The sequence below is a fragment of the Streptomyces sp. NPDC002896 genome (assembly GCF_040295225.1).
Taxonomy (GTDB): Bacteria; Actinomycetota; Actinomycetes; order Streptomycetales; family Streptomycetaceae; genus Streptomyces.
The window spans coordinates 36,652-61,524 of sequence record NZ_JBEOVA010000027.1; the positions used below are offsets into that span (position 1 = coordinate 36,652).

At 69.4% G+C, this 24,873-nt stretch carries 25 protein-coding genes and 1 pseudogene; 12 read left to right on the top strand and 14 right to left on the bottom strand.

The window, feature by feature from the left end:
* The first annotated feature begins 8 nt into the window (after positions 1–8).
* From ABT009_RS35525 to ABT009_RS35535, 3 genes are all read left to right on the top strand, one after another.
* The gene (locus tag ABT009_RS35525; RefSeq protein WP_351304678.1) at positions 9–833 is read left to right on the top strand and encodes a class I SAM-dependent methyltransferase; all 825 of its coding nucleotides are present in this window, start codon (positions 9–11) and stop codon (positions 831–833) included.
* Positions 834–1,029: 196 nt separating this feature from the next.
* On the top strand, positions 1,030–2,118 hold the full coding sequence (locus tag ABT009_RS35530; protein ID WP_502990026.1) for a C40 family peptidase: 1,089 nt from the start codon (positions 1,030–1,032) through the stop codon (positions 2,116–2,118).
* A 261-nt stretch (positions 2,119–2,379) separates the two neighbouring features.
* A complete protein-coding gene (locus tag ABT009_RS35535) occupies positions 2,380–3,936 on the top strand; it encodes a PP2C family protein-serine/threonine phosphatase (protein ID WP_351304681.1) in 1,557 nt (518 codons plus the stop codon).
* Positions 3,937–3,979: 43 nt separating this feature from the next.
* On the opposite strand, the gene ABT009_RS35540 is transcribed toward ABT009_RS35535, so the two are convergent.
* From ABT009_RS35540 to ABT009_RS35550, 3 genes are all read right to left on the bottom strand, one after another.
* Positions 3,980–4,309, bottom strand: coding sequence for a DUF2516 family protein (locus ABT009_RS35540; protein WP_351304891.1), 330 nt, complete (start codon positions 4,307–4,309; stop codon positions 3,980–3,982).
* A gap of 160 nt (positions 4,310–4,469) precedes the next feature.
* The gene (locus tag ABT009_RS35545; RefSeq protein ID WP_351304684.1) at positions 4,470–5,078 is read right to left on the bottom strand and encodes a hypothetical protein; all 609 of its coding nucleotides are present in this window, start codon (positions 5,076–5,078) and stop codon (positions 4,470–4,472) included.
* Between the two features lie 23 nt (positions 5,079–5,101).
* Positions 5,102–5,602: a helix-turn-helix domain-containing protein gene (locus ABT009_RS35550; protein WP_351304687.1), complete on the bottom strand. Its 501-nt coding sequence runs from the start codon at positions 5,600–5,602 to the stop codon at positions 5,102–5,104.
* Positions 5,603–5,732: 130 nt separating this feature from the next.
* Here ABT009_RS35550 and ABT009_RS35555 point away from each other — a divergent pair, with 130 nt between their 5' ends.
* From ABT009_RS35555 to ABT009_RS35575, 5 genes and pseudogenes are all read left to right on the top strand, one after another.
* On the top strand, positions 5,733–6,395 hold the full coding sequence (locus ABT009_RS35555; protein WP_351304690.1) for a class I SAM-dependent methyltransferase: 663 nt from the start codon (positions 5,733–5,735) through the stop codon (positions 6,393–6,395).
* Positions 6,396–6,411: 16 nt separating this feature from the next.
* Positions 6,412–6,542: pseudogene (locus ABT009_RS35560) on the top strand (helix-turn-helix transcriptional regulator); the annotation flags it as partial.
* Positions 6,543–6,845: 303 nt separating this feature from the next.
* Positions 6,846–9,248, top strand: a complete 2,403-nt coding sequence (locus ABT009_RS35565; RefSeq protein WP_351304693.1) for an ATP-binding cassette domain-containing protein — start codon at positions 6,846–6,848, stop codon at positions 9,246–9,248.
* A 103-nt stretch (positions 9,249–9,351) separates the two neighbouring features.
* A complete protein-coding gene (locus tag ABT009_RS35570; RefSeq protein ID WP_351304696.1) occupies positions 9,352–9,840 on the top strand; it encodes a MarR family winged helix-turn-helix transcriptional regulator in 489 nt (162 codons plus the stop codon).
* Between the two features lie 120 nt (positions 9,841–9,960).
* Complete coding sequence (locus ABT009_RS35575; RefSeq protein ID WP_502990027.1) at positions 9,961–11,490, top strand: MFS transporter; 1,530 nt, start codon at positions 9,961–9,963, stop codon at positions 11,488–11,490.
* On the opposite strand, the gene ABT009_RS35580 is transcribed toward ABT009_RS35575, so the two are convergent.
* Positions 11,477–13,717, bottom strand: a complete 2,241-nt coding sequence (locus ABT009_RS35580; RefSeq protein ID WP_502990028.1) for a phosphotransferase — start codon at positions 13,715–13,717, stop codon at positions 11,477–11,479. The genes ABT009_RS35575 and ABT009_RS35580 overlap by 14 nt on opposite strands.
* Positions 13,718–13,891: 174 nt before the next feature.
* Positions 13,892–14,773, bottom strand: coding sequence for a winged helix-turn-helix domain-containing protein (locus ABT009_RS35585; RefSeq protein WP_351304698.1), 882 nt, complete (start codon positions 14,771–14,773; stop codon positions 13,892–13,894).
* Between the two features lie 172 nt (positions 14,774–14,945).
* On the opposite strand from ABT009_RS35585, the gene ABT009_RS35590 reads away from it, so the two are divergent.
* Positions 14,946–15,128 (top strand): hypothetical protein, encoded by a 183-nt coding sequence (locus ABT009_RS35590; RefSeq protein ID WP_351304701.1) that lies wholly within the window; start codon positions 14,946–14,948, stop codon positions 15,126–15,128.
* Positions 15,129–15,141: 13 nt separating this feature from the next.
* Here ABT009_RS35590 and ABT009_RS35595 read toward each other — a convergent pair whose 3' ends face one another.
* Both ABT009_RS35595 and ABT009_RS35600 read right to left on the bottom strand, forming a co-directional pair.
* The gene (locus tag ABT009_RS35595; RefSeq protein WP_351304704.1) at positions 15,142–15,843 is read right to left on the bottom strand and encodes an HAD family hydrolase; all 702 of its coding nucleotides are present in this window, start codon (positions 15,841–15,843) and stop codon (positions 15,142–15,144) included.
* Positions 15,844–15,872: 29 nt separating this feature from the next.
* Positions 15,873–16,751, bottom strand: coding sequence for a GntR family transcriptional regulator (locus ABT009_RS35600; RefSeq protein ID WP_351304707.1), 879 nt, complete (start codon positions 16,749–16,751; stop codon positions 15,873–15,875).
* Positions 16,752–16,907: 156 nt separating this feature from the next.
* On the opposite strand from ABT009_RS35600, the gene ABT009_RS35605 reads away from it, so the two are divergent.
* Positions 16,908–17,096: a hypothetical protein gene (locus ABT009_RS35605; protein ID WP_351304710.1), complete on the top strand. Its 189-nt coding sequence runs from the start codon at positions 16,908–16,910 to the stop codon at positions 17,094–17,096.
* 78 nt (positions 17,097–17,174) lie between these two features.
* On the opposite strand, the gene ABT009_RS35610 is transcribed toward ABT009_RS35605, so the two are convergent.
* The gene (locus ABT009_RS35610; protein WP_351304713.1) at positions 17,175–18,086 is read right to left on the bottom strand and encodes a GntR family transcriptional regulator; all 912 of its coding nucleotides are present in this window, start codon (positions 18,084–18,086) and stop codon (positions 17,175–17,177) included.
* 176 nt (positions 18,087–18,262) lie between these two features.
* Here ABT009_RS35610 and ABT009_RS35615 point away from each other — a divergent pair, with 176 nt between their 5' ends.
* Positions 18,263–18,448 (top strand): hypothetical protein, encoded by a 186-nt coding sequence (locus tag ABT009_RS35615; protein WP_351304716.1) that lies wholly within the window; start codon positions 18,263–18,265, stop codon positions 18,446–18,448.
* Between the two features lie 126 nt (positions 18,449–18,574).
* Here the strand turns inward: ABT009_RS35615 and ABT009_RS35620 are convergent, their stop codons facing one another.
* The 3 genes from ABT009_RS35620 to ABT009_RS35630 form a co-directional block, all read right to left on the bottom strand.
* Positions 18,575–19,831, bottom strand: coding sequence for a GNAT family N-acetyltransferase (locus ABT009_RS35620; protein ID WP_351304719.1), 1,257 nt, complete (start codon positions 19,829–19,831; stop codon positions 18,575–18,577).
* Between the two features lie 219 nt (positions 19,832–20,050).
* Positions 20,051–21,031: an asparaginase gene (locus ABT009_RS35625; protein ID WP_351304722.1), complete on the bottom strand. Its 981-nt coding sequence runs from the start codon at positions 21,029–21,031 to the stop codon at positions 20,051–20,053.
* 71 nt (positions 21,032–21,102) lie between these two features.
* Positions 21,103–21,861: an RsiG family protein gene (locus tag ABT009_RS35630; protein ID WP_502990029.1), complete on the bottom strand. Its 759-nt coding sequence runs from the start codon at positions 21,859–21,861 to the stop codon at positions 21,103–21,105.
* Between the two features lie 389 nt (positions 21,862–22,250).
* Between ABT009_RS35630 and dtd the strand changes: the two genes are divergently transcribed.
* Positions 22,251–22,676 carry a D-aminoacyl-tRNA deacylase gene (gene dtd, locus ABT009_RS35635; RefSeq protein WP_181658238.1) on the top strand — a complete coding sequence of 142 codons (426 nt, stop codon included), beginning with the start codon at positions 22,251–22,253 and terminating at the stop codon, positions 22,674–22,676.
* A gap of 35 nt (positions 22,677–22,711) precedes the next feature.
* Here the strand turns inward: dtd and ygfZ are convergent, their stop codons facing one another.
* The 3 genes from ygfZ to ABT009_RS35650 are packed head-to-tail and all read right to left on the bottom strand — an operon-like array spanning position 22,712 to position 24,803.
* A complete protein-coding gene (gene ygfZ / locus ABT009_RS35640; RefSeq protein ID WP_351304724.1) occupies positions 22,712–23,692 on the bottom strand; it encodes a CAF17-like 4Fe-4S cluster assembly/insertion protein YgfZ in 981 nt (326 codons plus the stop codon).
* Between the two features lie 34 nt (positions 23,693–23,726).
* Positions 23,727–24,212 carry a Fur family transcriptional regulator gene (locus tag ABT009_RS35645; protein ID WP_351304727.1) on the bottom strand — a complete coding sequence of 162 codons (486 nt, stop codon included), beginning with the start codon at positions 24,210–24,212 and terminating at the stop codon, positions 23,727–23,729.
* A 15-nt stretch (positions 24,213–24,227) separates the two neighbouring features.
* On the bottom strand, positions 24,228–24,803 hold the full coding sequence (locus ABT009_RS35650; RefSeq protein ID WP_351304730.1) for a heme-binding beta-barrel domain-containing protein: 576 nt from the start codon (positions 24,801–24,803) through the stop codon (positions 24,228–24,230).
* Positions 24,804–24,873: the final 70 nt, after the last annotated feature.

Sequence of the window (24,873 nt, forward strand, 5' to 3'; positions counted from 1 at the left end):
TCGTACGCATGGCTTCCCGCACCCCGTCCCGGCCCGTGGGAACGGTGACACGCGGGACCACCAACCCGAACCGGCTGCGCCGCATGGACCGCTGGATCGCCGCCGTCCACGGCCGTCAGCTGCGCCGCGCGGCCGACTCCGTCGCCGTCGACCTCGGCTATGGCGCCGCTCCCTGGACCGCGGTCGAGCTGCTGCAGCGGCTGCGCACTGTCGTGCCCCACGCGCGCGTGGTCGGCATCGAGATCGAACCGGCACGGGTGGAGGCCGCGAAGCCGTACGAACGCGAGGGGCTGCGCTTCCGCCACGGCGGCTTCGAGATCCCGCTGCCCGAGCGCCCCGCCCTCATCCGCGCGGCGAACGTGCTACGCCAGTACGACGAGGACCAGGTCGCCGCCGTCTGGGAGCGGCTGTGCGCGCGGCTCGCGCCGCCGGATCCCGCGAGCGGCTTCGCGGGCGGGCTGCTGGTCGAGGGCACGTGCGACGAGATCGGGCGGCGGCACGTGTGGGTCGCGCTCGACACGTCAGGGCCGCGCACGGTGACGTTCGCGACCCGGCTCGGCTCCCTGGACCGGCCGTCCGACCTCGCCGAGCGGCTGCCGAAGGTACTGATCCACCGGAACGTGCCCGGCGAACCCGTGCACGCGTTCCTGCGCGACTTCGACCAGGCGTGGGCCGCCGCGGCGCCCTACGCGTCGTACGGCGCGCGCCAGCGGTGGATCAGGGCGGTACGCGACCTCGCGGCGGACTGGCCGGTGGTGGACGGGGTCTCGCGGTGGCGGCAGGGCGAAGTGACCGTCAGCTGGGACGCCTTGGCGCCGCGTACGTCGTCCTGACCGGCGCGCAGGACGCCTTGCCGTCGGCGGCACCTTGCCTTCGGCGGCCGGGAACGATCTACGAGGCCCGTTCGTCACACGAGGCGGTGGGGGATCGGAATTCCCGTCCGGCTCTGTCGTATTGAGCCCGGCCGTGGCACCATCCCGAAGGCGTCCGTAGGTTACTGACGGTAAATCAGCTTTGGGGGGCTGAGACGTGATCGGGAAGACCGGGAAGGCGGGCTTGACCTCGGCGGCCGTGGCGCTGGTCTGCGCGGTGACCGTACTGGCGGCCTCGGGAGCGGCGTACGCGAGTTCGTACGCGAATCCGGCGAAGCCGACACCGACGCCGACGCCGACGGCCTCCGGCGACAAGGACCTTGAAAAGGTCCGCGAGGAACTGGACCGGCTCTATCACGAGGCGGCGGTCGCGACGGACGAGTACAACGCGGCCGAGGAGAAGGCCGGCAAGCAATCGGACGAGATCGTCAAGCTGGCCCGCCGCATCGTCAAGGGCCAGGAGAGACTCGACGAGTTGAAGGAGCGCGTGGGCGCAGCGGCGAGGGCGCAGTACCGCAGCGGCGGTCTTCCGTCCGAGGCGCAGCTGATGCTCAGCGACGACCCGCAGCTGTTCCTGGACGGTGCCGGCCGGGTGCGCCAGGGCGCGCAGGCGACCAAGGGGCTGCTCGCCGAGCTGACCAGGACCCAGGAGGACCTGCAGGCCTACGCGAAGGACGCCTCGACCCAGTGGCAGAAGCTCGAGGCCAACCGCAAGGCCAAGGCGGCGGCGAAGAAGAAGATCAAGAGCCGGATCGCCCAGGCCGAGAAGCTCGAGGCCAAGCTCGAGAAGAAGGAGCGCGAGCGGCTGCTGGAGCTGGAGCAGGAGACCGCGTACGAGAACCAGGCCGCCTGGCTGAGCTCCGGAATCCTCAAGGAGATCGACGGCAAGGCGTCGACCCAGGGCAAGAAGGCCGTCAAGTACGCGACCGCCCAGATAGGCAAGCCGTACGAGTGGGGCGCCGAGGGCCCGAAGTCGTACGACTGCTCGGGGCTGACCTCACAGGCATGGGCGGCCGCCGGGCGCGGCATTCCGCGCACCTCGCAGGAGCAGTGGAAGCAGCTCCCGCACATCGACATCGAGGACATGCGGCCGGGCGACCTGATCATTTATCACGACGACGCCAGCCACGTCGGGATGTACATAGGCGACGGGGCGATCGTGCACGCGCCGCGCCCGGGGCGTACGGTGACCATCGCGGGCGCCGGCTCGATGGCGATCCTCGGGGTGGTACGTCCCGATAAGTGAGCCTTGCGTGAGGCGCGGCACGTGACGTACTGCACGTGACCCGCGGCACGTTCAGGCATCCGCTCAACCTCTACGGCGTGATGTTCGTCATCCACAGTGAGGCTTGGCGTGCCCAAATGCGCTACTGAATGCGGCATATGCCAGCGGCTGTTTGCAGCTCGCCATTCCGTTACCGCGGGGGCTACCGCTATGGTCCCGGTCGGTGGGGGCGAAGGTATTCGTTCCACCGTGCCCTCGGGGGGAGGGAAGGAATCCACAACCATGCCCGTACCCATACCGCGGCAGAGAGGCATCCCGGCCGTGGAGAGTGGTCAGGCTCAGGCCGAGCCCACGCACGGCGTGCCTCGCCCCCGAACGGAACCGGCGACGCCGCGGACCGGCGACGCCGCAGACGGCGGCAGGCGCACCGACGACGGTCGCGGCCGTGACGGCGATCACGCCGGTGACGGCGACAGCGGTCGTGACAACGATCGTCACGACGTGGCTCACAGCAGTGGTTCCGGCGGCAACACCGGGATCACGCTCCTGGTCATCGAGGACGATCCGGCCGGTTCGCTGAGCCTTCCCGAGCTGCTCGACTCCGCCGGCAAGCCCGTCCGCGTCCGCACCGCCCGCAACCTCACCGAGGCCGAGCGGCTGCTCACGGACGACGTCAACTGCATCCTTCTCGACCTCGCGCTGCCCGCACCCGGCGGCGGCACGGCGTCCCAGGGTGCGGCCGGCGGCACCAGGTCCGGATCCGGGAGCGGTCCCGGGAACGGTTCGGGGAGCGGTTCGGGCAGCGGTTCCGGGCACGGTTCGGGCAACGGTCCCCGTCCGGACACCGAGGAGCTCGCGACACTCAGGCACGTGCTGCGGCTCGCACCCCGGCACGCCGTACTCGCGCTCACCGCGTCCGGTGACGCCGAGCGCGGCACGGAAGCCGTGCGTGTGGGTGCCCAGGACTACCTGTTCCGGGACGAACTGGACGGACAACTCCTCATGCGCGCCATCCGGTACGCGGTGGAGCGCAAGCGCGCCGACATAGCCCAGCGCAAGCTGACCGAGTCCCGGCTGCGGGCCCAGGAGAACGCCCGCCTGGAGCGGGGTCTGCTGCCGACGCCGCTGCTGGGCGGCTCGTCGCTGCGGTTCGCCGCCAGCTACCGCCCCGGCCGTTCACGCGCCCTGCTCGGCGGCGACTTCTACGACACGGTCCGCACCCCGGACGGCACGGTGCACGCCATGATCGGCGACGTCTGCGGGCACGGCCCCGACGCCGCGGCACTCGGCGTCGAACTGCGCATCGCCTGGCGGGCGCTGACCCTGGCCGGGCTGTGCGGCGACGAGCTGCTGTCGACACTTCAGCAGGTGCTGGAGCACGAGCGCGCGGACGACGAGATCTTCGCGACGCTGTGCACGGTGGACATCGCCCCCGACGAGCGGCGCGCCGGCCTGTGCCTGGCCGGACACCCGTCTCCGCTGATCGCCCGCCAGGGAGGCCGCGCCGAACTCCTGGCGCCGGAGGAGAACAGCGGCCCGGCCCTCGGCCTGCTCGAACGCGCCCGCTGGCCGCGCCGGCAGGTGGAACTGGGCGCCGCCTGGAGCCTGATGCTCTACACGGACGGCCTGATAGAGGGCCGTATCGGCCAGGGCAACCAACGGCTGGGCCAGGACGGCATGGTGGAGCTGGTCCGCCGCCAGCTCGCCGCGGGCCTTAAGGGCGAGGAGCTGCTGGAGGCAGCGGTCAACGAGGTCCGCGACCTCAACGGCGGGGATCTGACGGACGACGTGGCGGTCCTGCTGCTGGACCGGGACCGCGGCCGAGGCCGCGGGCGGTAAAGCCCGCAGGGGCCCTGGTGGATCCGCAGGGCCCTACTGACCCCTACCGTCCGCCGTTGTAGGGCCCGTACGGACCGTCGCTGCTCGAGCCGCGACGGCCGCCGCCACCCGTGATCGACCGGACCGCGGGCCGCACGTCGACCATGTACACGATGGTCGCGATGAGGCCGATGACGGGCAGGAACGACAGGATGGGGAAGAGCAGGTTCACCACGAAGGCGATCCCCAGGATGATCAGCCAGAACGGCTTGCTCTGCTTGTCAGCGGCACGATACGCGTCCTCGCGCCGGATGGCGGCGTCGATCAGAGCGAAGCCGCTGAAGAGGATCAGGGCCACGCTCAGCAGCCACATGAACCCCGCGAACCCCTGCATCAGCACTGCGTCCACCACCCGATTTCCGGCTCGTGTCTATGCGGCCACCGTACCCGCTACCCGAGGAACGAGCCGGGCACTCCGCAAGTGCCCGGCTCGTTCCCGCGACAACGACTCCCGTCTCTGCCCGACCCGTCTCCCGGACTCCCCGGGTGACCGGTCACTTGGCGGGCGGGGTGGTCTTCTTCGCCGTGGTCGTGGTCGTGGTGGTGGTGGTCTTCTTGGCCGGAGCCTTCTTCGCCGCGGTGGTGGTGGTCTTCTTGGCAGGGGCCGCGGCGGTCTTGGGCGACGAGGCCGACGACGAGGACGGCTTCGACTCCGGCTCGACGGTCACGGCAAGCTCCGAGATCTCCTCGGCCGCCTCGCCGCGCCAGGTCCGGACGGCCTGCTCGCCGTGCTCGGCGACCTTCTCGTACGTCTCACGCGCCTTGACCGCGTACTCGGCGGCCACGCCGACGCCGCGCAGGGCCAGGTCCTGAGCGGACTCGCCCAGCTTCTTGAGGTCGGTGTCGATGGTGCCGAGCACCTCCGTAACCTTGGCCTGGATGGTCTCCTGCACCTCCTTGGCGCGGGCGGCGGCCTTGTCCTGGACGGCCTTCGGGTCGGTGCCGCGCACCGCGTCGATACGGGCCGGGGCCTCGGCGCGCAGCTGCTCGACGAGCGACGGCACCTTCTTGGCCTGCTGGTACGCCAGGTCGGCGGTCCCTGCGGCGAAGTACAGCGGCGTCGGGTCCTTCAGGGTCTTACGCAGGTCGTCGGTGATGGCCATGACTGTGGTCCTCCCGGATCACTTCAGCTCGAGGGTTTGTGGTCGTGCTGGTCGTGCTGGTCGGCATCGCTGCCACTGGCCGCGCTGGGCTCGCCGGCCCCGCCGCTTTTGGCGACGGTGTCCTGGATGGCATCCGTGACGACATCCGTAACCGCATCCGTAACGACGTCGGTCCCGGTCCCGTTCTCCTTGCGGAAGGACTCGTAGATCTGCAGGAGCACCTGCTTCTGACGTTCGTTGAGGGACGGATCGGCGAGGATCACCGCACGCGTCTCCACCTCGTCCCGGTCCCGCTCGGCGTCGAGGATCCCGGCCCGCACGTACAGCGTCTCGGCGGAGATCCGCAGCGCCTTCGCGACCTGCTGCAGCACCTCGGCACTCGGCTTGCGCAACCCGCGTTCGATCTGGCTCAGATACGGATTGGACACCCCTGCGGCCTCCGCGAGCTGCCGCAACGACAGCTGCGCAGTGCGCCGCTGCTCGCGCAGGTACTCGCCGAGATTGCCGACGTTGAGTGATGCCATGTCTCGATGGTGCCTCAACCGCGCTAACTTTTGCAAGCAAGTGCTTGCAAAAGTGTGCCGCGCGGCTCCTCGAACGCGTTTCTGTCAATCTCGGGCCTGGCGTCGAGGCACGGGGCTACGGTCATGGACCATGACCGAAGCCACCTACCTGCACGCCACACGGACGGCCTACGACACCGTTGCCGTCGACTACGAGAGCCTTCTCCGCGACGAGCTGAACGCCAAACCGCTGGACCGCGCCATGCTCGCGGCGTTCTCCGAACTCGTGCAGGCACCGGGCATCGGGCCAGTCGCAGAGCTCGGATGCGGCCCTGGCCGCATCACGGCCCACCTCCACTCACTTGGAGTGGACGCATTCGGCATCGACCTCTCCCCCGAGATGATCGCGGTCGCCCGCCGGACGCACCCGGGTCTTCGGTTCGAAGAGGGATCGATGACCGCTCTGGACCTGGAAGAAGACAGTCTCGGCGGCATCGTCGCCTGGTACTCAACCGTCCACACCCCACCAGAGCTGCTGCCGACCGTGTTCGCGGAATGTCACCGGGTGCTGGCCCCAGGCGGCCACATGCTCCTGGCGTTCAAGGTCGGGGACCAGCGTCGGCACCTGGACCAGGCATACGGCCACGAGCTGTCGCTCGATGTCTACTGGATGTCCCCTGATCACATCGCTGACCTGATGAGCAAGGCCGGCCTCGTCATGGACGCCCAGATGATCCGCGAACCCGACGAGAGCGAGAAGCCCCGGCAAGGCCGACAAGGCTTCTTCCTCGCCCACAAGCCCAAGGGATCGTGACGGGAAACCTCAGGTGATGGGTCAGCCGCTGAACGTCGACGCGCTCGCCCGCGGCGCGCACATCTCGGCCGGGCACCTCGGCCGTGAGTTCCGGCGCGCCTATGGGAGTCGCCGCACGGCTACCTGATGACACGGCGCAGTGACCAGACCAGACCGGTCAGGATTCGAGAAGCGCCGGCCCTCGAGCCGCAGCTAGCGTGACCGCCATGCAGGTGGCCCCGGTGGTCCCCCTTCTCAGCGTCGTCGCGACACCGAGCATCGGCTCACCCACGACTGAGATGTCCGGGTGGCCAGTGCCTCGGCGGGCCCCGCGTGGCCGGGGCCCAGAGGCTCCACGGGCCGAAGCGAAGGAGAACCAGACGTACTGCTCGAAGCTTGGTTAGATCGAGCTGAGCCAGGCGACGCCGACGGAGACCGCGAAGGCGGCCCCGCCCAACAGATGGAGACACGATGAGCATGGCCACGAGGACGGATACGCAGTCGCCTGCGCTGCACGCTGCCGACAGCCACGATCTGATCCGCGTGCACGGCGCACGCGAGAACAACCTCAAGGACGTCAGCATCGAGATCCCGAAGCGCCGGCTGACCGTGTTCACCGGCGTCTCCGGCTCGGGCAAGAGCTCCCTGGTGTTCAACACGATCGCCGCGGAGTCGCAGCGGCTGATCAACGAGACCTACAGCGCCTTCGTACAGGGCTTCATGCCGACGCTGGCACGGCCCGAGGTCGACGTACTCGACGGGCTGACGACCGCGATCATCGTCGACCAGCAGCGGATGGGCGCCGACCCCCGCTCCACGGTCGGCACCGCCACCGACGCCAACGCAATGCTGCGCATCCTCTTCAGCCGGCTCGGGAAGCCGCACATCGGCCCGCCCAGCGCGTACTCCTTCAACACCGCCTCGGTCCGGGCAAGCGGTGCGATCACGGTCGAGCGCGGTACCAAGAAGGCGGTGAAGGCGACCTACTCCCGCACCGGCGGTATGTGTACGCGCTGCGAAGGCCGGGGCACGGTCTCCGACATCGACCTCACCCAGCTCTACGACGACAGCAAGTCGCTCAACGAGGGTGCGCTCACGATCCCCGGCTACAGCATGGACGGCTGGTACGGCCGCATCTTCAGCGGCTGCGGCTTCTTCGACCCGGACAAGCCGATCCGCAAGTTCACCAAGAAGGAACTGCACGACCTCCTCCACAAGGAGCCGACCAAGATCAAGGTCGAGGGCATCAACCTGACGTACGAGGGTCTGATCCCGAAGATCCAGAAGTCGTTCCTGTCCAAGGACATCGACGCGCTGCAGCCGCACATCCGCGCGTTCGTGGAGCGGGCGATGACGTTCACCACCTGCCCCGAGTGCGACGGCACCCGCCTCAGCGAGGGGGCCCGGTCGTCGAAGATCGAGGGGATCAGCATCGCCGACGCCTGCGCGATGGAGATCAGGGACCTGGCCGAGTGGGTCCGCGGCCTCGACGACCCGTCGGTGGCGCCGTTGCTCGCCAAGCTGCTGCATACCCTCGACTCGTTCGTGGAGATCGGGCTGGGCTACCTCTCGCTGGAGCGGCCGTCGGGCACGCTCTCGGGCGGCGAGGCACAGCGCGTCAAGATGATCCGCCACCTCGGCTCCTCGCTCACCGACGTCACCTACGTCTTCGACGAGCCCACCATCGGCCTGCACCCCCATGACATCCAGCGGATGAACGACCTGCTGCTGCGGCTGCGGGACAAGGGCAACACGGTGCTCGTCGTGGAGCACAAGCCGGAGGTGATCGCGATCGCCGACCACATCGTCGACCTCGGCCCCGGCGCAGGTACGGCGGGCGGCACCGTCTGCTTCGAGGGCACCGTCGAGGGACTGCGGGTCGGCGGCACTGTCACCGGCCGCCATTTCGACGACCGGGCCTCTCTCAAGGAGACGGTGCGGACGCCCACCGGCCGGCTTCCGATCCGCGGCGCGGAGACGCACAACCTGCAGGGCGTCGACGTGGACATCCCGCTCGGAGTGCTCGCCGTCGTCACCGGCGTCGCCGGCTCCGGCAAGAGCTCCCTCATCCACGGGTCGCTGCATCAACAGTCGGGGGCCGCCGGCGAGGGTGTGGTGTCGGTCGACCAGGGCGCGATCCGCGGCTCGCGACGGAGCAACCCGGCGACGTACACCGGACTGCTGGACCCGATCCGCAAGGCGTTCGCGAAGGCCAACGGCGTGAAGCCGGCGCTGTTCAGCGCCAACTCCGAGGGCGCCTGCCCCACCTGCAACGGCGCCGGCGTCGTCTACACCGACCTGGCGATGATGGCCGGCGTCGCCACCACCTGCGAGGAGTGCGAGGGGAAGCGGTTCCAGGCATCGGTCCTGGAATACCACCTCGGCGGCCGCGACATCAGCGAGGTGCTCGCGATGTCGGTGACCGAAGCCGAGGAGTTCTTCGGCGCCGGCGAGGCGCGTACGCCGGCCGCGCACCGCATCCTCGACCGGCTCGCCGACGTCGGTCTCGGCTACCTCACCCTGGGCCAGCCGCTCACCACGCTGTCCGGCGGCGAGCGGCAGCGGCTCAAGCTGGCGACCCACATGGCCGAGAAGGGCGGCGTCTACGTCCTCGACGAGCCGACCGCCGGCCTGCACCTCGCCGACGTCGAGCAGCTGCTCGGCCTGCTCGACCGGCTCGTCGACTCCGGCAAGTCGGTCATCGTGATCGAGCACCACCAGGCGGTCATGGCGCATGCCGACTGGATCATCGACCTCGGCCCAGGCGCCGGCCACGACGGCGGCCGGATCGTCTTCGAGGGCACACCTGCCGACCTCGTCACCGCCCGCTCCACCCTCACCGGCGAGCACCTCGCGGCCTACGTCGGCAGCTGACCGAGGCCCGCGCGGCACGTACCTGCTGCGTGCCGCGCGGGCACCGCCCCCAAACGTCCGCTTCCCAATAATCCGCTACGGACCGGATTGCTACCCTGGCTATATGACCGCCATGGCACCCAAGCGCACAGAGCCGGACCTGTCGTACCTGCTGGACCACACGAGCCATGTCCTGCGCACCCAGATGTCGGCGGCGCTCGCCGAGATCGGGTTGACGCCGCGCATGCACTGCGTACTGGTCCACGCCCTGGAGGAGGAGCGCACCCAGGCCCAGATCGCCGAGATCGGGGACATGGACAAGACCACGATGGTGGTCACGGTGGACGCGCTGGAGGAGGCCGGCCTCGCCGAGCGGCGCCCCTCGAGCCGGGACCGGAGGGCGCGGATCATCGCGGTCACCGAGGAGGGCGCACGAGTCGCCGAGCAGAGCCAGAAGATCGTGGACCGCGTCCACGAGAGGGCACTGAAAGCCCTCCCCGAGGGCGACCGGACGGTCCTGTTGCGGGCCTTGGGGCAGCTGGCCGGCGGACATCTGGCCGCACCGGCCGAGAGCCCGCGACCAGCCCGGCGGGCACGTCAGCGCGGACAGTAGGCCAACAGGGCGCCGGCCTCTGAGAGTTGGACAACCGAATACCGAACCGTAGTAGATGGTCTGCAACAAAACCATCTGCTACGGTCTCTCCAGTCGGCTCAACTGACAGGAGAGACCGCTATGTCCGCAGCATCTGCCGCTTCCGCTCCTCCTCCCGGCACTCCTCGCGCCACGTCGTCCCGGCCCAAGTCGTCCGCGAGTTCCGCGAGTTCCCCCAGTTCCACCGCGTCCGCCCCGTCCGCCCCGTCCACCCGGTCGCGGAGGCTCGCCCTCGGCGTCATAGCGACCGGAATGCTGATGATCGTCCTCGACGGCAGCATCGTGACCGTGGCGATGCCCGCCATCCAGCACGACCTGGGCTTCTCCCCCGCCGGCCTAAGCTGGGTCGTCAACGCCTACCTGATCGCGTTCGGCAGCCTGCTCCTGCTCGCCGGACGGCTCGGCGATCTGATCGGTCGCAAGCGCATGTTCCTGGCCGGGACCGCGGTGTTCACCGGCGCATCGCTCCTCGCGGGCGTGGCGACGTCCCCCGCCGTACTGATCGCCGCCCGGTTCCTGCAGGGGATCGGCAGCGCGATGGCCTCCGCCGTCAGCCTGGGCATCCTCGTCACGCTGTTCACCGAGCCCAGGGAGCGCGCCAGGGCGATCGCCGTGTTCAGCTTCACCGGGGCGGCGGGCGCATCGGTCGGCCAGGTGCTCGGCGGTGTCCTCACCGACGCCCTCAACTGGCACTGGATCTTCTTCATCAACCTGCCGATCGGGCTGGCGGCCCTCGCGGTCGCCGTGCCCTTCCTGCCCTCCGACCGCGGGCTCGGCCTGACGGCCGGCGCCGATGCCGTCGGGGCGCTCCTCGTCACCGCCGGGCTGATGCTCGGGATCTACACGATCGTCAAGGTGGAGGAGTACGGCTGGACTTCGGCACCGACGCTCGGCTTCGGCGCCCTCGCCCTCGTACTGCTCGCTGCCTTCGTCGTGCGCCAGGCGACCGCCAGGACCCCGCTCATGCCGTTGCGGATCTTCCGGTCCCGCAGTGTCTCGGGGGCGAACCTGGTCCAGGTCCTCATGGTGGCGGCGCTCTTCTCGTTCCAGATCCTGGTGGCCCTCTACCTCCAGAAGGTGCTCGGGTACGGGGCCGCCAGGACCGGCCTGGCCATGCTCCCGGCGGCAGCGGTCATCGGCGCGGTGTCACTCGGGGTCTCGGCTCGCCTGAACGCCCGTTTCGGTGAGCGCAATGTGCTGCTCGCGGGGCTCGTGCTGCTGATCGGGGTTCTCAGCCTGCTCACGCGCGTGCCCGTCCACGCGCACTACCTCACCGACCTGCTCCCCGTGATGCTGCTCGCCGCCGGCTTCGGGCTCGCCCTCCCGGCACTGACCACGCTGGGCATGTCGGGCGCCAAGGACGACGACGCCGGACTCGCCTCCGGCCTGTTCAACACGACCCAGCAGATCGGCATGGCCATGGGGGTCGCCGTCCTCTCCACCCTGGCCGCCTCCCGCAGCGACAGCCTGCTCGCGCAGGGCCGGCCCCCGGCCGAGGCACTGACCGGCGGCTACCATCTGGCCTTCGCCGTCGGCACGGGGCTCCTGGTGGCGGCCTTCGCTGTGGCGTTGGCCGTGCTGCGCCGACCGCGGCGCGTCATACGCCCGTAGGGAACCCGACAGTCCTCGGCCTGCCGTCGTCTCCGTGCGGGAGCGCACGGGCGAGGTAGGGGTTCGCCGTCGACTTGACCGGCAGCCCCAGCGCTGCCGTGGCGGCCGCCAGGGTCATCCCGTACGAGTCCACGGCCCGGCGGACGTTGGGGGCGTCGAGGCTTGCGCCCGTGACGAGCCGGTCCAGGTCGACATAGGCGGAGCGGATGATCTCGATCCGCCGGTAGACGGGCCAGTCCTCGCGCCAGCCCTTGGTGTAGGCGTCGGGGAGCCGGCTCTGCCAGCGGTCGAACATGCGCTGACGGATCTCGGGCCGCGTCGGGGTGAGGTGCATGTGCCGGACCAGGTCGTACAAAGGGTCGCCGATCATCGCCATCTCCCAGTCGATCATGGTGAGACCGGTTCGGCCTCCACCGCGGACGAGGTTCCACGGGTTCAGATCGCCGTGCAGGAGCGCCGAGGCACGTTCGGTGACGTGGTACCGGTCCAGAATCTCCCTCAGCCGGTATCCGTCGGGCAGCCCGAGGACCCGGGCCAGTTGCTGGGACTCCTTGGGCAGCTCCTGTACGAGCCGCACGAGTTCCTGGGTGAGCCAGCCGAAGAAATCCAGTGATTGCGCCGCGGGGTCGAGCGAGGAGTACTCGACCCCGGTCAGCTCGCGGAGCTGGTCCACGAGTTCGTCCGCTTCGTGGGGCAGCAGGCCGTGCACGGGGTGGTTGGGCGGCCGGTCACTGCCGAGCGGCCCCACATAGGTGTGGATGGCGAACTTGTCCCTCTTCGGGTCGCTGGCCCCGAGTGCCAGAACCCTGGGTGCCCTCACCACGACCCCCGAGTCCTCGATTGCACGCAGGACTGCGTGCTCGCTGAGGAAACTGCGGCTGCGCTCCCGACGGCAGACCGCCGCCAGCTTGCGGCGTACCACGACGGGGAATTCGACACCGGGCACCCTGACCACCGAGTTGAGGTGCACGGTGCCCTTGAACACGCGGTCCGCAGGAGCCGCGCCCTCGGCGATGAGCGCGTCGAGGACGGCGGTGTGAGGAAAGTCAGGATGTTCCGGGACGCGCTTGTCCGGCTCCCAGCCGATACCCGTGGCAGACCGTGCACCGACGCGTCGTTCCCGCCGCGCCGCCTGCCAGCGGGTGAGGACCCGTTCGATCTCCGGCTCCTCGGGCAGTTGCCTGAGCCCGAGTGGTTCGGCGGCGGCCTCGAGGGCCCGGCGCACCGCCGCGGAGGCGACGTCCAGGTTCTTCTGGTCGCACGAGTCCTCGAGGGACTTCGCGGCACGCATGATGTCGGGATAGACGGACTGGGCACGTTCGAAGGCGATGTAGTGGCGCAGATCCTTGGTGAGCCCGTTGACCGCAGCCGGTCTGGTGCCTTCCATGGCACCTGCCCATGCGTCGATCACCTCGCCCCACTGGAACGCCGGGTACTGCATCCGGACCAGGTGCGTCGCGAGGTCGTGCAGTGGATCGCCGTACGTGGCGAGCTCCCAGTCGACGCAGATCAGCGGCGGATCCCCGCCGTAGGAAACGATCACGTTGTCCCGGTGCAGGTCCGTGTGGAGCAGGCTGTAGGGACGACGGGACATGGCGGGCACCCGTTCCGCCAATCGGGTCATGGCGTCGTCGGGGATCCCGAGAGCCGCGAACAGCCCTCCGAAGACAGTCCAATTGGGCTGCCGGACTTGCCGGTCCACCAGAACGGCCAGGGTACGCAGGAATCCCTGGCTGTCCCTCTCGTTGCGCGGCCAGCAGTCGGGCAACCGCGGCAGAGCCTCCCGGCGTACCTGGGACATCTGGGCCAGGAGCCCGGCGAGCGCCCTGATCAGCAGGTGGTCGACCGGCTTGCCGTTCTGGCAGATGCTGGAGAGCGGCACTCCCTGCACATAGCTGTGGACGGCGGACCCCGGCCGTTCGGCGAGGCATTCCGGCACATGGGGAAGTACGCCCTTGATGGCGCCGAGAATGTCCGACTCCTGCTGCCAGGTCCTGACCACCACCGGCAGAGCCTCGGCCCTGCGGATCCGCACCGTCACAGAGGTGCCAGCTTCCCGGCCCACCAGACGCGCCATGCGTTCCGTCAGGGGCAGCACGAAGTTCCGGTTGTGATGCCCGCGACTCATCGTCCCGACCTGCTTGGCCTGCCGCACGAACTCGTCGTAGGCATTGTCGGTGGCGCATCCCCAGATGACCGAGGGACTGGGAACAGGAGGTGCGCCCACTGGCCGCTCCTGAATAATCGCGCGAGGGGGTGCAAGAGAATGCACCCCAGGGTGTTTGCACACCCTAGCGGTGGCGCGCGGTCCGCACGACTTGACCGATGCGCTCTCTGGTCTCAATGAGGTATACGTCGCCCTGCGGTGCCGGAGCGTTCGACGATTTGGTCGGGTTCCGTGTCATTGAGCCAATCGGCTCCATACGGAGTCGAACCAGGACTGCATGCTGCCGACGAAAACCGACCCCTGGGAATTCCCGTCCTCGTCTCGGACGTGATGCATGAGCGTGGCGCCGAGCCCGAGCACATCGAGGGCGTCGACCTCTCGCCCGTCGTCCAGAATGATCCGGCGCTCGATCACCTCGTACGGCCCGTGCAGCGCCTCCACGCCGTTGAACAGATAGAGCTTGAAGGCCGGGGTCAGCGGCACGTGGCGGATCTCGATGTCGGCGGTCGGTACGTAGCGCTCGGCCTGGAGAGCGCGCAGCACACCCCTTAGCGACTCCGTGTGGCGCCGGGTGATGGCCTGCAGGCGTTTCGCCAGAAGTAGTGATTCCTCTGCGTCGCCCATCGCTCGCGGATACGGGAGCGGGAGCGACTCGTCCGGCAGCAGCATGCGGAGCTTGATGCGCTGCGGGGCGATGGAGCCGGCGCGAATGCGCTCGGCCTGCACCCGGATGTGCGTGTCGAGCGACTCGGACGTCAGGGTGTAGACATCCAGGTCGACTTCGGGGCGCTCGAACGCTTCACCGATGAGCGGTCCCAGCGTGACACGCCCCTTCCGCGCGTCCGTCGCTACGGAGGAGTGGATCCGCTGGGTTTTGAGCACCCGCGACCCGCTGCCCTGCCGGGACTCGATCCAGCCCTCGCTGGCCAGCTCCCGGAGCACCCGCTGGACGGTGTCCCGTGAGACACGGAACTCAGCGGCGAGTTCGCGCTGCGTCGGCAGCATGCCTCCCACCCGGTAGGTGCCGTCGGCCAGGCGGGAGCGCAGCGTCTCCGAGACATGGAAGAACGCTCGGCCGCCGCCGTCACCTGCCCGTCCTTCTCCGTTGCCGCCCACACGGCGACCGTACCTCTCCCAGCCGACAAGCAAACCGATTTCAGTCAAATGCGAGATCGGACTTGCCGGTTGGTTAAGGGATCAGGCAGGCAGGGGAAATCCAATCCAAGTCAACCAGTCCAATTGGCCGGATGGTTGATCGCTTCTCGGAAAGCGGAGAGGGGTGGGGTCCATGGTTCTCTTCCAGCTGCTGTCGACCGTCCTGGTCCTCGGCTTCGAACAGCTCGTCCAGTGGGAGTACGGCCCGATGGGCATGGTCTGCCTCTGCCTGCTGGCCGTGGGCATGCGGATGCGCAACACGACCTGCGTGTCGCTCGGAGCCGTGGTGTTCGTTCTGCTGATGGTTCAGGCCTGATTCCTGAACACCTTCAGTTCCTGAGCACCTTCAGGATGGACTCCAGGGAGTTGATGACGTGCTCCGCGCCGGAGGCTCGCAGGAGCTTCTCCTTGCGGGCGTTGCGGGCGTAGCCCAGGAAGGCGACCCCTGCCTCCCTGGCGGCCTGGTGGTCCGACGGGGTGTCGCCGATCATCAGGGCGGCCTCGGCGTCCGCGCCCATGGCGTTCAGGGCCCGGTTGAGGCAGTGCGGGTGGGGTTTGAGGAGGTGCAGGTCCTGGGTGCGGCCGTAGATGTGGGGATGGAAGCACTCTTCGAGGCCGCGCGTGGTGAGGTAACTGCGCACCGCTCGCGGTGAGTTGTTGGTCGTGATGGCGAGCCGCGAGCCGACGGCGGTCCAGGTGCGTATGAGCGGGTCCGCGTACGGTGTGGGCCGGGCCGAGCCGACCGCCCGCAGCTCCTGCTGGGTCAGCCGTTCTTCGAGCTCGGCGACGAGGTCGCTGCCGGCGTGTCTGCGGTCGACCGCGCGCAGCACCTCGTGCGGGTCCGGTACCTGGCGCTCGACCTCTGTCAGCAGCCCGTGCAGTCCGCGTTCCTCGAGCCACCGCACCTGGCCCTCCGCGATCAGTTCCGCCCTGTGTCCCGCGAACAACCTGCAGATCGGTCCGTCGAAGTCGAAGAGCACATAGCGAGCGCGCCCGATCAATTCGCGCAGGTTCTCGGTCTCTTGTGCCACCAGTTCAGTCTGCGTCGTATCAGATGTCACTAGGAGAGTGTCAGGTCCGTGGTGATGGTTTCCCAGAGGGCGTTGAACCACTTCTGCGACTCGTCCACGAACGCCGTGTCCCGGCTGCCGGCTCGCTTCTCGAAGGAGAAGAGCAGCGATTCGGTGCCCAGGGCGTCGTACATGTCCAGCGTTCCGCTCTCCACCTCCTCCTCGCGCCTGGTGACCATGTAGTACGACAGCAGGGCCTCGGTGCCGTTGAGCAGGTACAGCTTGACGGGCGGCGTGAAGGGCAGCGCCCGGAATGTGACGTGGACGTCGATGCCGTGCGAGGAGCGCAGCGCGAGCAGGTTGTGGCGGAGCACATGGCCCTGGGCGTTGCGCTGCGACAGCCAGCGCTCGTGCACGGGGTCTTCGTCGCCCTGGTCCTCGACCGAGACCGGGAAGGCCAGATCGATGTCCCGGCTCGGCAGCAGGATGCGGACGTCGATGGACTCGGGGTGGATACGGCCCTCGTGAATGAGACGGACCGGCTCGCCCAGCGCCAGCATCAGGGTCTCGGCCGTGAGGGAGACGACGTCTATGCGCACCTTGGGTGCGGCGAAGGCAGCTGTCAGGCGCGGGGCGAGCGCCACCATGGTGGGCTGCGGTCCCTGGCGCGTCGGCGCCGGCGCCGCGATGCGCGGCGGGCTGCCCTTGCTGATGTTGGCAAGCAGGCCGTCGTCCTGCAGGGTCTTCAGGGCCTGACGCACGGTTCCGCGCTCCACGCCGAACTCCAGCGCGAGGTCCGCCTGGGTGGGCAGGCGGTCTCCGGCTTTGAGGGCTCCGGTGCGGATGCGTTCCCGCAGCGCGTCGGCGATGTCCTTGGGCGTGAGCTTTCTACTGCCGTTCACTGCGACGTTCTCCTGGGTCACAACCAAACGCTACAACTCCATGCCATCTGATGGGAGTTGTTTGTGAGTTGTTTATTCCTTGCGACCAACTGGGGATAACTTCATTGGAGTTGGTTGCCAACTTGGCCAACCGGGTGGAAGTTTACAGCCATCCGCTCCTCCCACCCCGAAGGAGGAACCACCATGCCCGCCATCGCCCTCATCTCCGCCGTCTTCGTCATCGGCTTCGAGCAGCTCGTCCAGTGGACGTACGGCCCGATGGGCATCGTCGGACTGCTTCTTCTGACCATCGGTGTCAAGGCCAGGAACCCGGTCTGCAGCTCCATCGGGGCCGTCGTCCTCGCCCTGATGGTCGCCGGTCCCGCCCTCTGAGTACCCAAACGCCCGAGCCGGGCTCAGGGCACCGTGGGGCTCGAGTCAACCATGAGCCTCAGACACCATGAGCGCGGCTCAGGCGGTCAGCACCAGAGCAGAACTGATCGTGTTCCATAACGAGTTGAACCACACATGGGACTGCTCCACGAACGTCGTGGCCCGCAGCCCGGCCCCCTGCTCAAAAGGGAAGAGCATGGACTGGATCCCCTGCGCGTCGTACGTCTCCAGGTACTCGTGGTCGATCTCCACGCCCCGCCTGCTGAGGGTGTAGTACGCGAACAGCGCCTCGGTGTTGTTCAGCAGGTACAGCTTCACCGGCGGGGTGAAGGGCAACGCTCGGAACGAGACGCTGACGTCGATGCCGTGCGTCGAGCGCAGCGCCATGAGGTTGTGCCGCAGCACCTGGCCCTGGGCGTTGCGCTGGGACAGCCACCGGCGGTGCAGCCGGCTGTCGGCGGTCGCGTGCACCGGCGCAGGGAAGGCCAGCCGGATGTCCTGGCTCGGCAGCAGCACCCGCACATCCACCTTGGCCGGTTTCATTCGGCCCTCGTGGATCTGGCGGAGCGGTTCGCCGATGGCGAGCGTGAGCGACACGGCCGTCAGGCACAGGGCGTCGATCTCCACGTGCGGAGCCGTGAAGGCGGCGGCTATCCGCGGGGCGAGCCCCACCATGGTCGACTGCAGCGGCGCTTCCGGGCCGGTGAAGGCGTGTTCTATGTGCTCGGCGACAGTGGCCGGGCTGCCCTTGGTCACATTGGTGAGCAGATGTTCGGACTGCAGGATGCGCAGGGCCTGGCGTACGGTGCCGCGCTCCACGCCGAATTCCACGGCCAGCTCGGCCTGCGTGGGCATGCGCTGCCCCGGCCGCAGCCGCCCGGTCCTGATCCGGGCGCGCAGTTCGTCGGCCACCTCGCGGTACGACCTGGGTGACGGCCGCTCTGCCCTCTTCCGCCCGTCGACGGCGGCATGCTCCGGGTTCACAACCAAACACTACAACTTCTCGCCATCTTTGGGGAGTTACTGAGAAGGTGGTTATGAGCCGCGCCATCGCGGAGATAAGTACGAGTGAGTTGGTCGCCAACTTGAGCAACATGGTCAAGCTTTCGCAGGGTTGGCAATCGGCTTAGCGGGGTCCGCCTCCCCATCCCCAAGGAGGGACCGTCATGCCACTCGTCGCCATCGTCGTAGCCGCCCTCGCCATCGGGTTCGAGCAGCTCATCCAGTGGAAGTACGGGCCGATGGGCATCATCGCCTTCGTCGTACTGACCATCGGCCTGAAGGCCAAGAACACCATGTTCAGCAGCATCGGCGCCGTGATCCTCGTGATGCTGCTCGCCCAGTCCGGCTGACCGGGCCCCAGTACGGCTGACCGGGCTCCCTTCCGGAGGGGAGCCGGGAGCCCGGTCACGCCTCAGCCCCCGCACACCACCTACACCCACGCCACGGTGTGCGGGTCAACGTGAAAAGAGGAGCGGTCAGAAGATGTCCGGGCACCACGGCCGCCTGGACGTACGGAACAGGGCGTCGGCGACGGCGGCGGCGCCCGCCGCTACCTCCGTCACCCGGCCCAGGGCCGCCAGCCGCACCGCCGACTCGTCCCCCAGCCAGAGGGCAGCCAACTCCGCCACTCCCATGGCGAGTCCGGCGCTCTGCGTGGTCGGCGTGCACACGGCCCCGTCGGGTGACGCATCCAGCCGGTAGCGCCCGCCCACGAAACCACCGTCGTCGGCGATCTCCAGTACGAGGCTCGCCGACGACGCGTACGTACGCGCTTCCAGGGCCCGTACGACGTCCAGGATCCGCACCCACAGCCAGTCCGCCTGCGTGGTGATCGCGGCGGCCCGCGGGTCGGGCAGGACGTGGGGCAGCAGATCGTCCGGGGCGCGGTAGCCGCTCTTGACCGTGGTGATCCAGTCGACCGAGCAGACGTACTGCCATAGGGCGCGTTCGGCCGCCGGCGTCACCGCGATCAGGTCGCGCACCTTGGCCGTGTTCAGCGGCTGCTTGGCGTCGCCCCAGTGGTCGTCGGCCCGGTACGTGAGCAGGCCCTCCACCTCGCCGGCCGCCGAGCGGTACAGGGCGTGGAACGGCTCCGTCCACGAGACGCGGTCCAGGACGACGGCGCCCGTGTTGGCCTTCCACCAGCGCTCGTCGCGGTCGATCGCGCCCGGCTGTGCGCGGCGGAAGCGCTCGTGGAGGTCGGGTCCCAGTTTGCGTACGTCCTCGCCGTCCACGAGGTCGATACGGCCGCCGTCGTCCGGGCCCGACCAGCGGGGGTCGAGTCCCGTGCGCGGTACGTCGACGGTCCACTGGGCTGTGGAGGTGGCGGGGCCGAAGCCGTAGCGGCCGTAGATGGGGTACTCGGCGGCGATCAGCGTGGCGACGGTGTCGCCGCGCTCCTTCGCGGCCGCCAGGTCCGCGGCCATCATGCGGCTGAGCAGGCCGCGGCGGCGGTGGGTGGGGGTGACGGTGACGTTCGATATGGCGTCGGCCTGGACTGTGGCGCCGCCTACCGCGGTGAGCTGCTGGGGGAACGAGCGGAAGGTGGCCACGCAGCGGCCGGCGTCGAAGGCGCCCTGGGTGCGGGACGGGATGAAGTAGGAGTTGCGGTCCTCGATTTCCCTGTCGCTTACGGCCGGGGGGCGCAGGAAGCCGGTGTTGAGGGCGCGGATCCAGTCGGGGATGTCGTCTTCGGTTACGGGGCGGACCACTACGTCTGCGGGGCGGCTCATGCCGCCACGCTACGGTTGGCCACCGTGGCTGTCGCCCCAATTTGGGCGCCCCTACGTTTGACGGCACCCGCCGTCGTGGGTTGTGCCCACCCTCCCCCAGCTACCGCTGGGAGGTGCCCCCAGCCCTGCGGAACGCCTGCCCACAACGGGAACGGTCCGTGCCGCCACAACCCGCCCACCGACAATGGGCGAACCGACGACCAGCCGCAGGCTAGGCGCTCAGAACGCCGCGCGCACCGCCCCCACCTCGCGCCCCCCGCCCCACAGCGGCGCGTGGCCGATGCGGTCGAGTACCGGGGCGTCCACGCCCGCCAGGGTCAGGGCCCGCGCCAGTACCGGCCCCAGGGCTCGCGTCGCGCCGTCCTCGACCTTGAACGCCAGCGCGCGGCCGTCCGGCAGGGCGACGGCCTGGACGGCCTCGGCGCCCATCTTCGACAGGGCCCCGGGCACCTCACGCATCAGCCAGGTGTCGGGCCGGCGCGTACCGGCCACGTACTCGGGGTGGGCCCGCATCGCGTCCGCGACCCGCCGCTCGGCGGACCCTTCGGGCGCCAGCACGAAGTGGCGGAAGGCGCGCGCCAGACCGGCGAGGCTGATCGCCATCAGCGGCGCCCCGCACCCGTCCGTACCGACCGCGGCGACGGACTCCCCGGCCGCCTCCTCCACGACCGACAGCACGAGCCGCTGCAGCGGATGATCGGGGTCCAGATACGCGTCCGCGGACCACTCGTTCAGCCCGCACGCCGCCAGCATCGCCGTGTGCTTGCCGGAGCAGTTCATCGTGACCGGGTCCCGGACGAGGCCCGCGGCCAGATACGTCTCGGCCTCCGCCGGATCCAGCGGCAGATCGGCGGGACACTGCAGCTGCCCGGCCGTCAGCCCGTACTCGGCCAGCATCTTCTGTACGAGGTCGCGGTGGAACTCCTCGCCGGAGTGGCTCGCGGCGGCCAGCGCCAACCGCTCCCCCGACAGGTCGAGCCCGGCCCGCAGTACGGCCGCGGCTTGCATCGGCTTGTTCGAGGAGCGCGGGAAGACGGGCGCCGTCACATCGCCCAGCGCCAGCTCCACGCTGCCGTCCGCCGCCAGCAGCACGAGACTGCCCCGATGGTGGCCCTCGACGAAGCCGGACCGTACGACTTCGGCGAGGACCGGGGGTATGGCGGGCGCGGACGACGTGCCGGCGGCAGGCGAGGAGGACATGGGGTACGGCCTTCCAGGGCTGGACCGACCCGCCCCGGCCGAGGCCGCCGGGATCTCCGGCGGCCTCACGTTCACGCGAGCAGGTCGTCTACTTGTGCTTCGCCCTCACGGTACCTGCGGGCGATCTCGGCACTGCAATCGTCGGTCGTACGCTGGAACTGCCGGCGGCGCCGGGAGACCTCCTGCTCGTACTGCACCAGGCGGCTCATGGCGGTGTGCAGTTCCAGGTCGGTGCGGGCTTCCAGGTCCGAGAGCGCGACCTCGGCGAGCATGTCGGCGGCGAGCTGCCGGTACTCCTCGCTGTGGGGCGTGCCGAGTGTCACATGCCGGGCGGAGGAGCGGTTGCGGGCGGGCTGGTCGGTGAGGATCTCCGCGAGCCGGTCGACGATGGAGGACGAGGCCAAAGGGTCCGGCGCGGGTGTGCCCGCTGGGCCGCCTGGCCGTCCGGCATCACTGGTACCGGCCGATGAGCCGCCGCCCGCACCCGCGGCACCGGCACCGGCACCACGGGCAGATCCCCCACGGCGCGCCAGCTCCGCCCGCAGGATGTCGATCCGTCCCTGCAGCAGCCTCCGCACATAGCTGAGGTCGGCCTCGTGCCGCTGTGCGTCACGGCGCAGGGCGCGCAGCTCTGGCAGCCGAAGCATGGTCAGCTCGTGCGAAGTGCGGACCTGGGCCTGGGCCTCCGCCGGGCCGGGAGCGTGGGCCTCGGCCGAGCCTGGAGCGTGGGCCCGGAACGATCCGGGGACCTCGGACTGAGGGCTGCTGCCACCCCCGACGGCGGAAGTCGAAGCGGAAGTGGAAGTGAAAGGGCTGCCGCTGCGTTGCATCGGGGGCCGGAACGCCCCGTCGCCGCCCAGCGCCGCGAGGGCATGGGCGATGCTCGCGTCGCCGCCGCTCCCCCCGTCGTCCTCATGGCGGACCTGCCCCGCGTACCCCCCGTGGTCGGCGGGCGGGCTGCTGCGGGTCAGTGGCACGGGCGCGGCGGGCTGCCCGGTGCTAGGTGTGCTCATGCGTCTCTACCGTCCCCTCGACCGGCGAGGTGAGCGCGTGCGGCGCTCCGCACGTCTCACTGCGTGTGAGCATCGTGCCACCCCAGGTGGCAGCCATGGGGGCGAGTGCGCCCGATCCGCCCCGGATGGGCGCTTCGGGAGCATGCCAAGCGGAGGCCGACAACCCTAAAGGGGGGCTCTGCCGGCCGCGCGGCATGATGGTCCGTATGCGTGCAGTGGTGCAGAGGGTGGACGGCGCGAGCGTCGTCGTGGACGGCGAGACGGTCGGCGAGATCAGCGGCGAGGGCCTGTGCGTCCTCGTGGGGGTCACCCACGAGGACACCAAGGAGAAGGCGGCCCAGCTCGCCCGAAAACTCTGGTCGATCCGCATGCTGTCCGACGAGAGGTCGTGCAGCGACATCGACGCCCCGCTGCTGGTCATCAGCCAGTTCACGCTCTACGGGGACGCCCGCAAGGGACGCCGCCCCACCTGGAACGCCGCCGCTCCCGGCGATGTCGCCGAGCCGCTCGTGGACGAGGTCGTGGCCCAGCTGCGCTCGCTGGGCGCGACGGTGGCGACGGGCCGGTTCGGCGCGAAGATGCGCGTGTCGCTGACGAACGACGGCCCGTTCACGGTGCTCCTGGAAATCTGACCGCCAGATCCGGCCACCCGCACACAGGCTTACGGTCAGGGCTCGACGACGACCTCCTGGGCCGCGGCCGTCGTATCGGCGACGAGCCGCGCGTCCACCGGCACGTTCCGCTTCACGAGCGCCAGCGCGATCGGGCCGAGCTCATGGTGGCGTACGGAGGTCGTGACGAAGCCGATCTTCCGGCCGTCGGGGCCCTCGTCGGCGAGGCGGATGTCGGCGCCGTGCGGCGGCAGGTGCACCTCGCTGCCGTCCAGGTGCAGAAAGACGAGACGGCGCGGCGGCTTTCCGAGGTTCTGCACCCGGGCGACGGTCTCCTGCCCCCGGTAGCAGCCCTTCTGGAGGTGGACTGCGGTGCCGATCCAGCCCAGTTCGTGCGGGATGGTGCGGTGGTCGGTCTCGAAGCCGAGCCGGGGCCGGTGGGCTTCGACGCGCAGGGCCTCGTACGCGAGGATGCCGATCGCCGGGCCGCTGCGCTCGGCGTACGACTCCAGCTCCGACCGCGGCAGGAAGAGGTCGCGGCCGTGCGCGGTCTCGCGTACGACGACGCCGTCGGGCACGGCGGCGATCGAGCCGGCCGGCAGATGGACCACCGCGAACTCGTCGGTCCGGTCGGCGACTTCGACGCGGTAGAAGAACTTCATGGACTCCAGGTACGCGATGAGCGCGTCCTGCGTGCCCGGTTCGACGTGCGCCCAGACCGTCTCGCCGTCGTCGACGAGGTACAGCGCGTGCTCGATGTGGCCGTGCGCGGAGAGGATCAGGGCCTCGGTGGCCTGGCCCGCCGGGAGTTCGCTCACGTGCTGGGTGAGCAGCAGGTGCAGCCAGCTGAGCCGGTCCTCACCGGTGACCGTGACGACGCCGCGGTGCGAGAGGTCGACGAAGCCGGTGCCGTCGGCGAGGGCACGCTGCTCACGGAACAGGTCGCCGTAGTGGGCGGCTACGCCCTCGTCCACGCCCTCGGCGGGGACGGCGCCGGGCAGGGAGAGCAGAGGGCTGCGCTTCGATAGTTGCTGCATATCCACTCACAGTACGACCCGGTGGTCGTCTTTTTTATTTCTCGGCCTGGTTCTCGGCCTGGTTCTGCGCGGGGTTCTCCGCCGCGTTCCCCCTCGCGCTCTCCGCCGTGCCGCAGTCCCTGCACCGCCCGAAGATCGCGAAATGCTTCATATCGGTGTCGAAGCCGAAGGTGTCCCGCAGCTTCGCGGTGAACTCGGCCGCGATCGCGACATCGGCCTCGATGACGTTCGTGCAGTCCCGGCACACCAGATGGATGTGGTGGTGGCGGTCCGCGAGGTGGTACGTCGGCGCTCCGTGCCCGAGATGGGCGTGGCTGACCAGGCCGAGCTCCTCCAGGAGCTCCAGGGTCCGGTACACCGTGGAAATGTTGACCCCCGACGCCGTCTTCCGCACTTCGCAGAGGATGTCGTCGGGGGTCGCGTGCTCGAGGGTGTCGACGGCTTCGAGGACAAGCTGCCGCTGCGGCGTCAGCCGGTAGCCGCGCTGCCGCAGATCGCTCTTCCAGTCGGTGCTCACCACACCTGAAGTCTAGGACTACTTGAAGAAGGCGATGCCGTCGTCGGGCATGTCGTCGGGGAGGGCCTTGGCCCAGCGCTCGACGTCCTCGGGCGTGACGACCTTCTTCAGCTGCGCCGACATGTACGGCCGCAGCGGCACCTCGGGGGTCTGCTTCTCGCCGACCCACATCAGGTCGCCCTTCACGTACCCGTACAGCCGCTTGCCGCCGCTGTAGGGGCCGGAGGCGGCGGTGCGCGCGACGGCGTCCGTGGCGAGGTCGATCTGCGGCTTCTTGTCGGCCAGCTCGCCGTACCAGACCTCGACGACACCGTCGTCGCGGACCATCACGACCTCGACCTTGCGGTCCTTGTCGATACGCCAGAAGCCGTGCTCGGACTCCAGCGGCTTGACCTTGTTGCCCTCGGCGTCGAGGACCCAGGTGTGCGAGTGGTACGCGAGGAAGTCCCGCCCGTCGTGGGTGAACGTGACTTCCTGGCCGAAGTTGGCCTTCTCGCCACCGGGGAAGTCGGTGACGCCCGCGCCCGCCCAGTTTCCGAGGAGGAAGGCGAGGGGGACGAGGTCCTTGTGGAGGTCGGACGGGATCTCGATCATGAGCTGCTCAGACGTTTCCGGAGTGGGTTACGGGGCTCAGCGCTGACCCTGGTACAGCTTCTTCACGGTC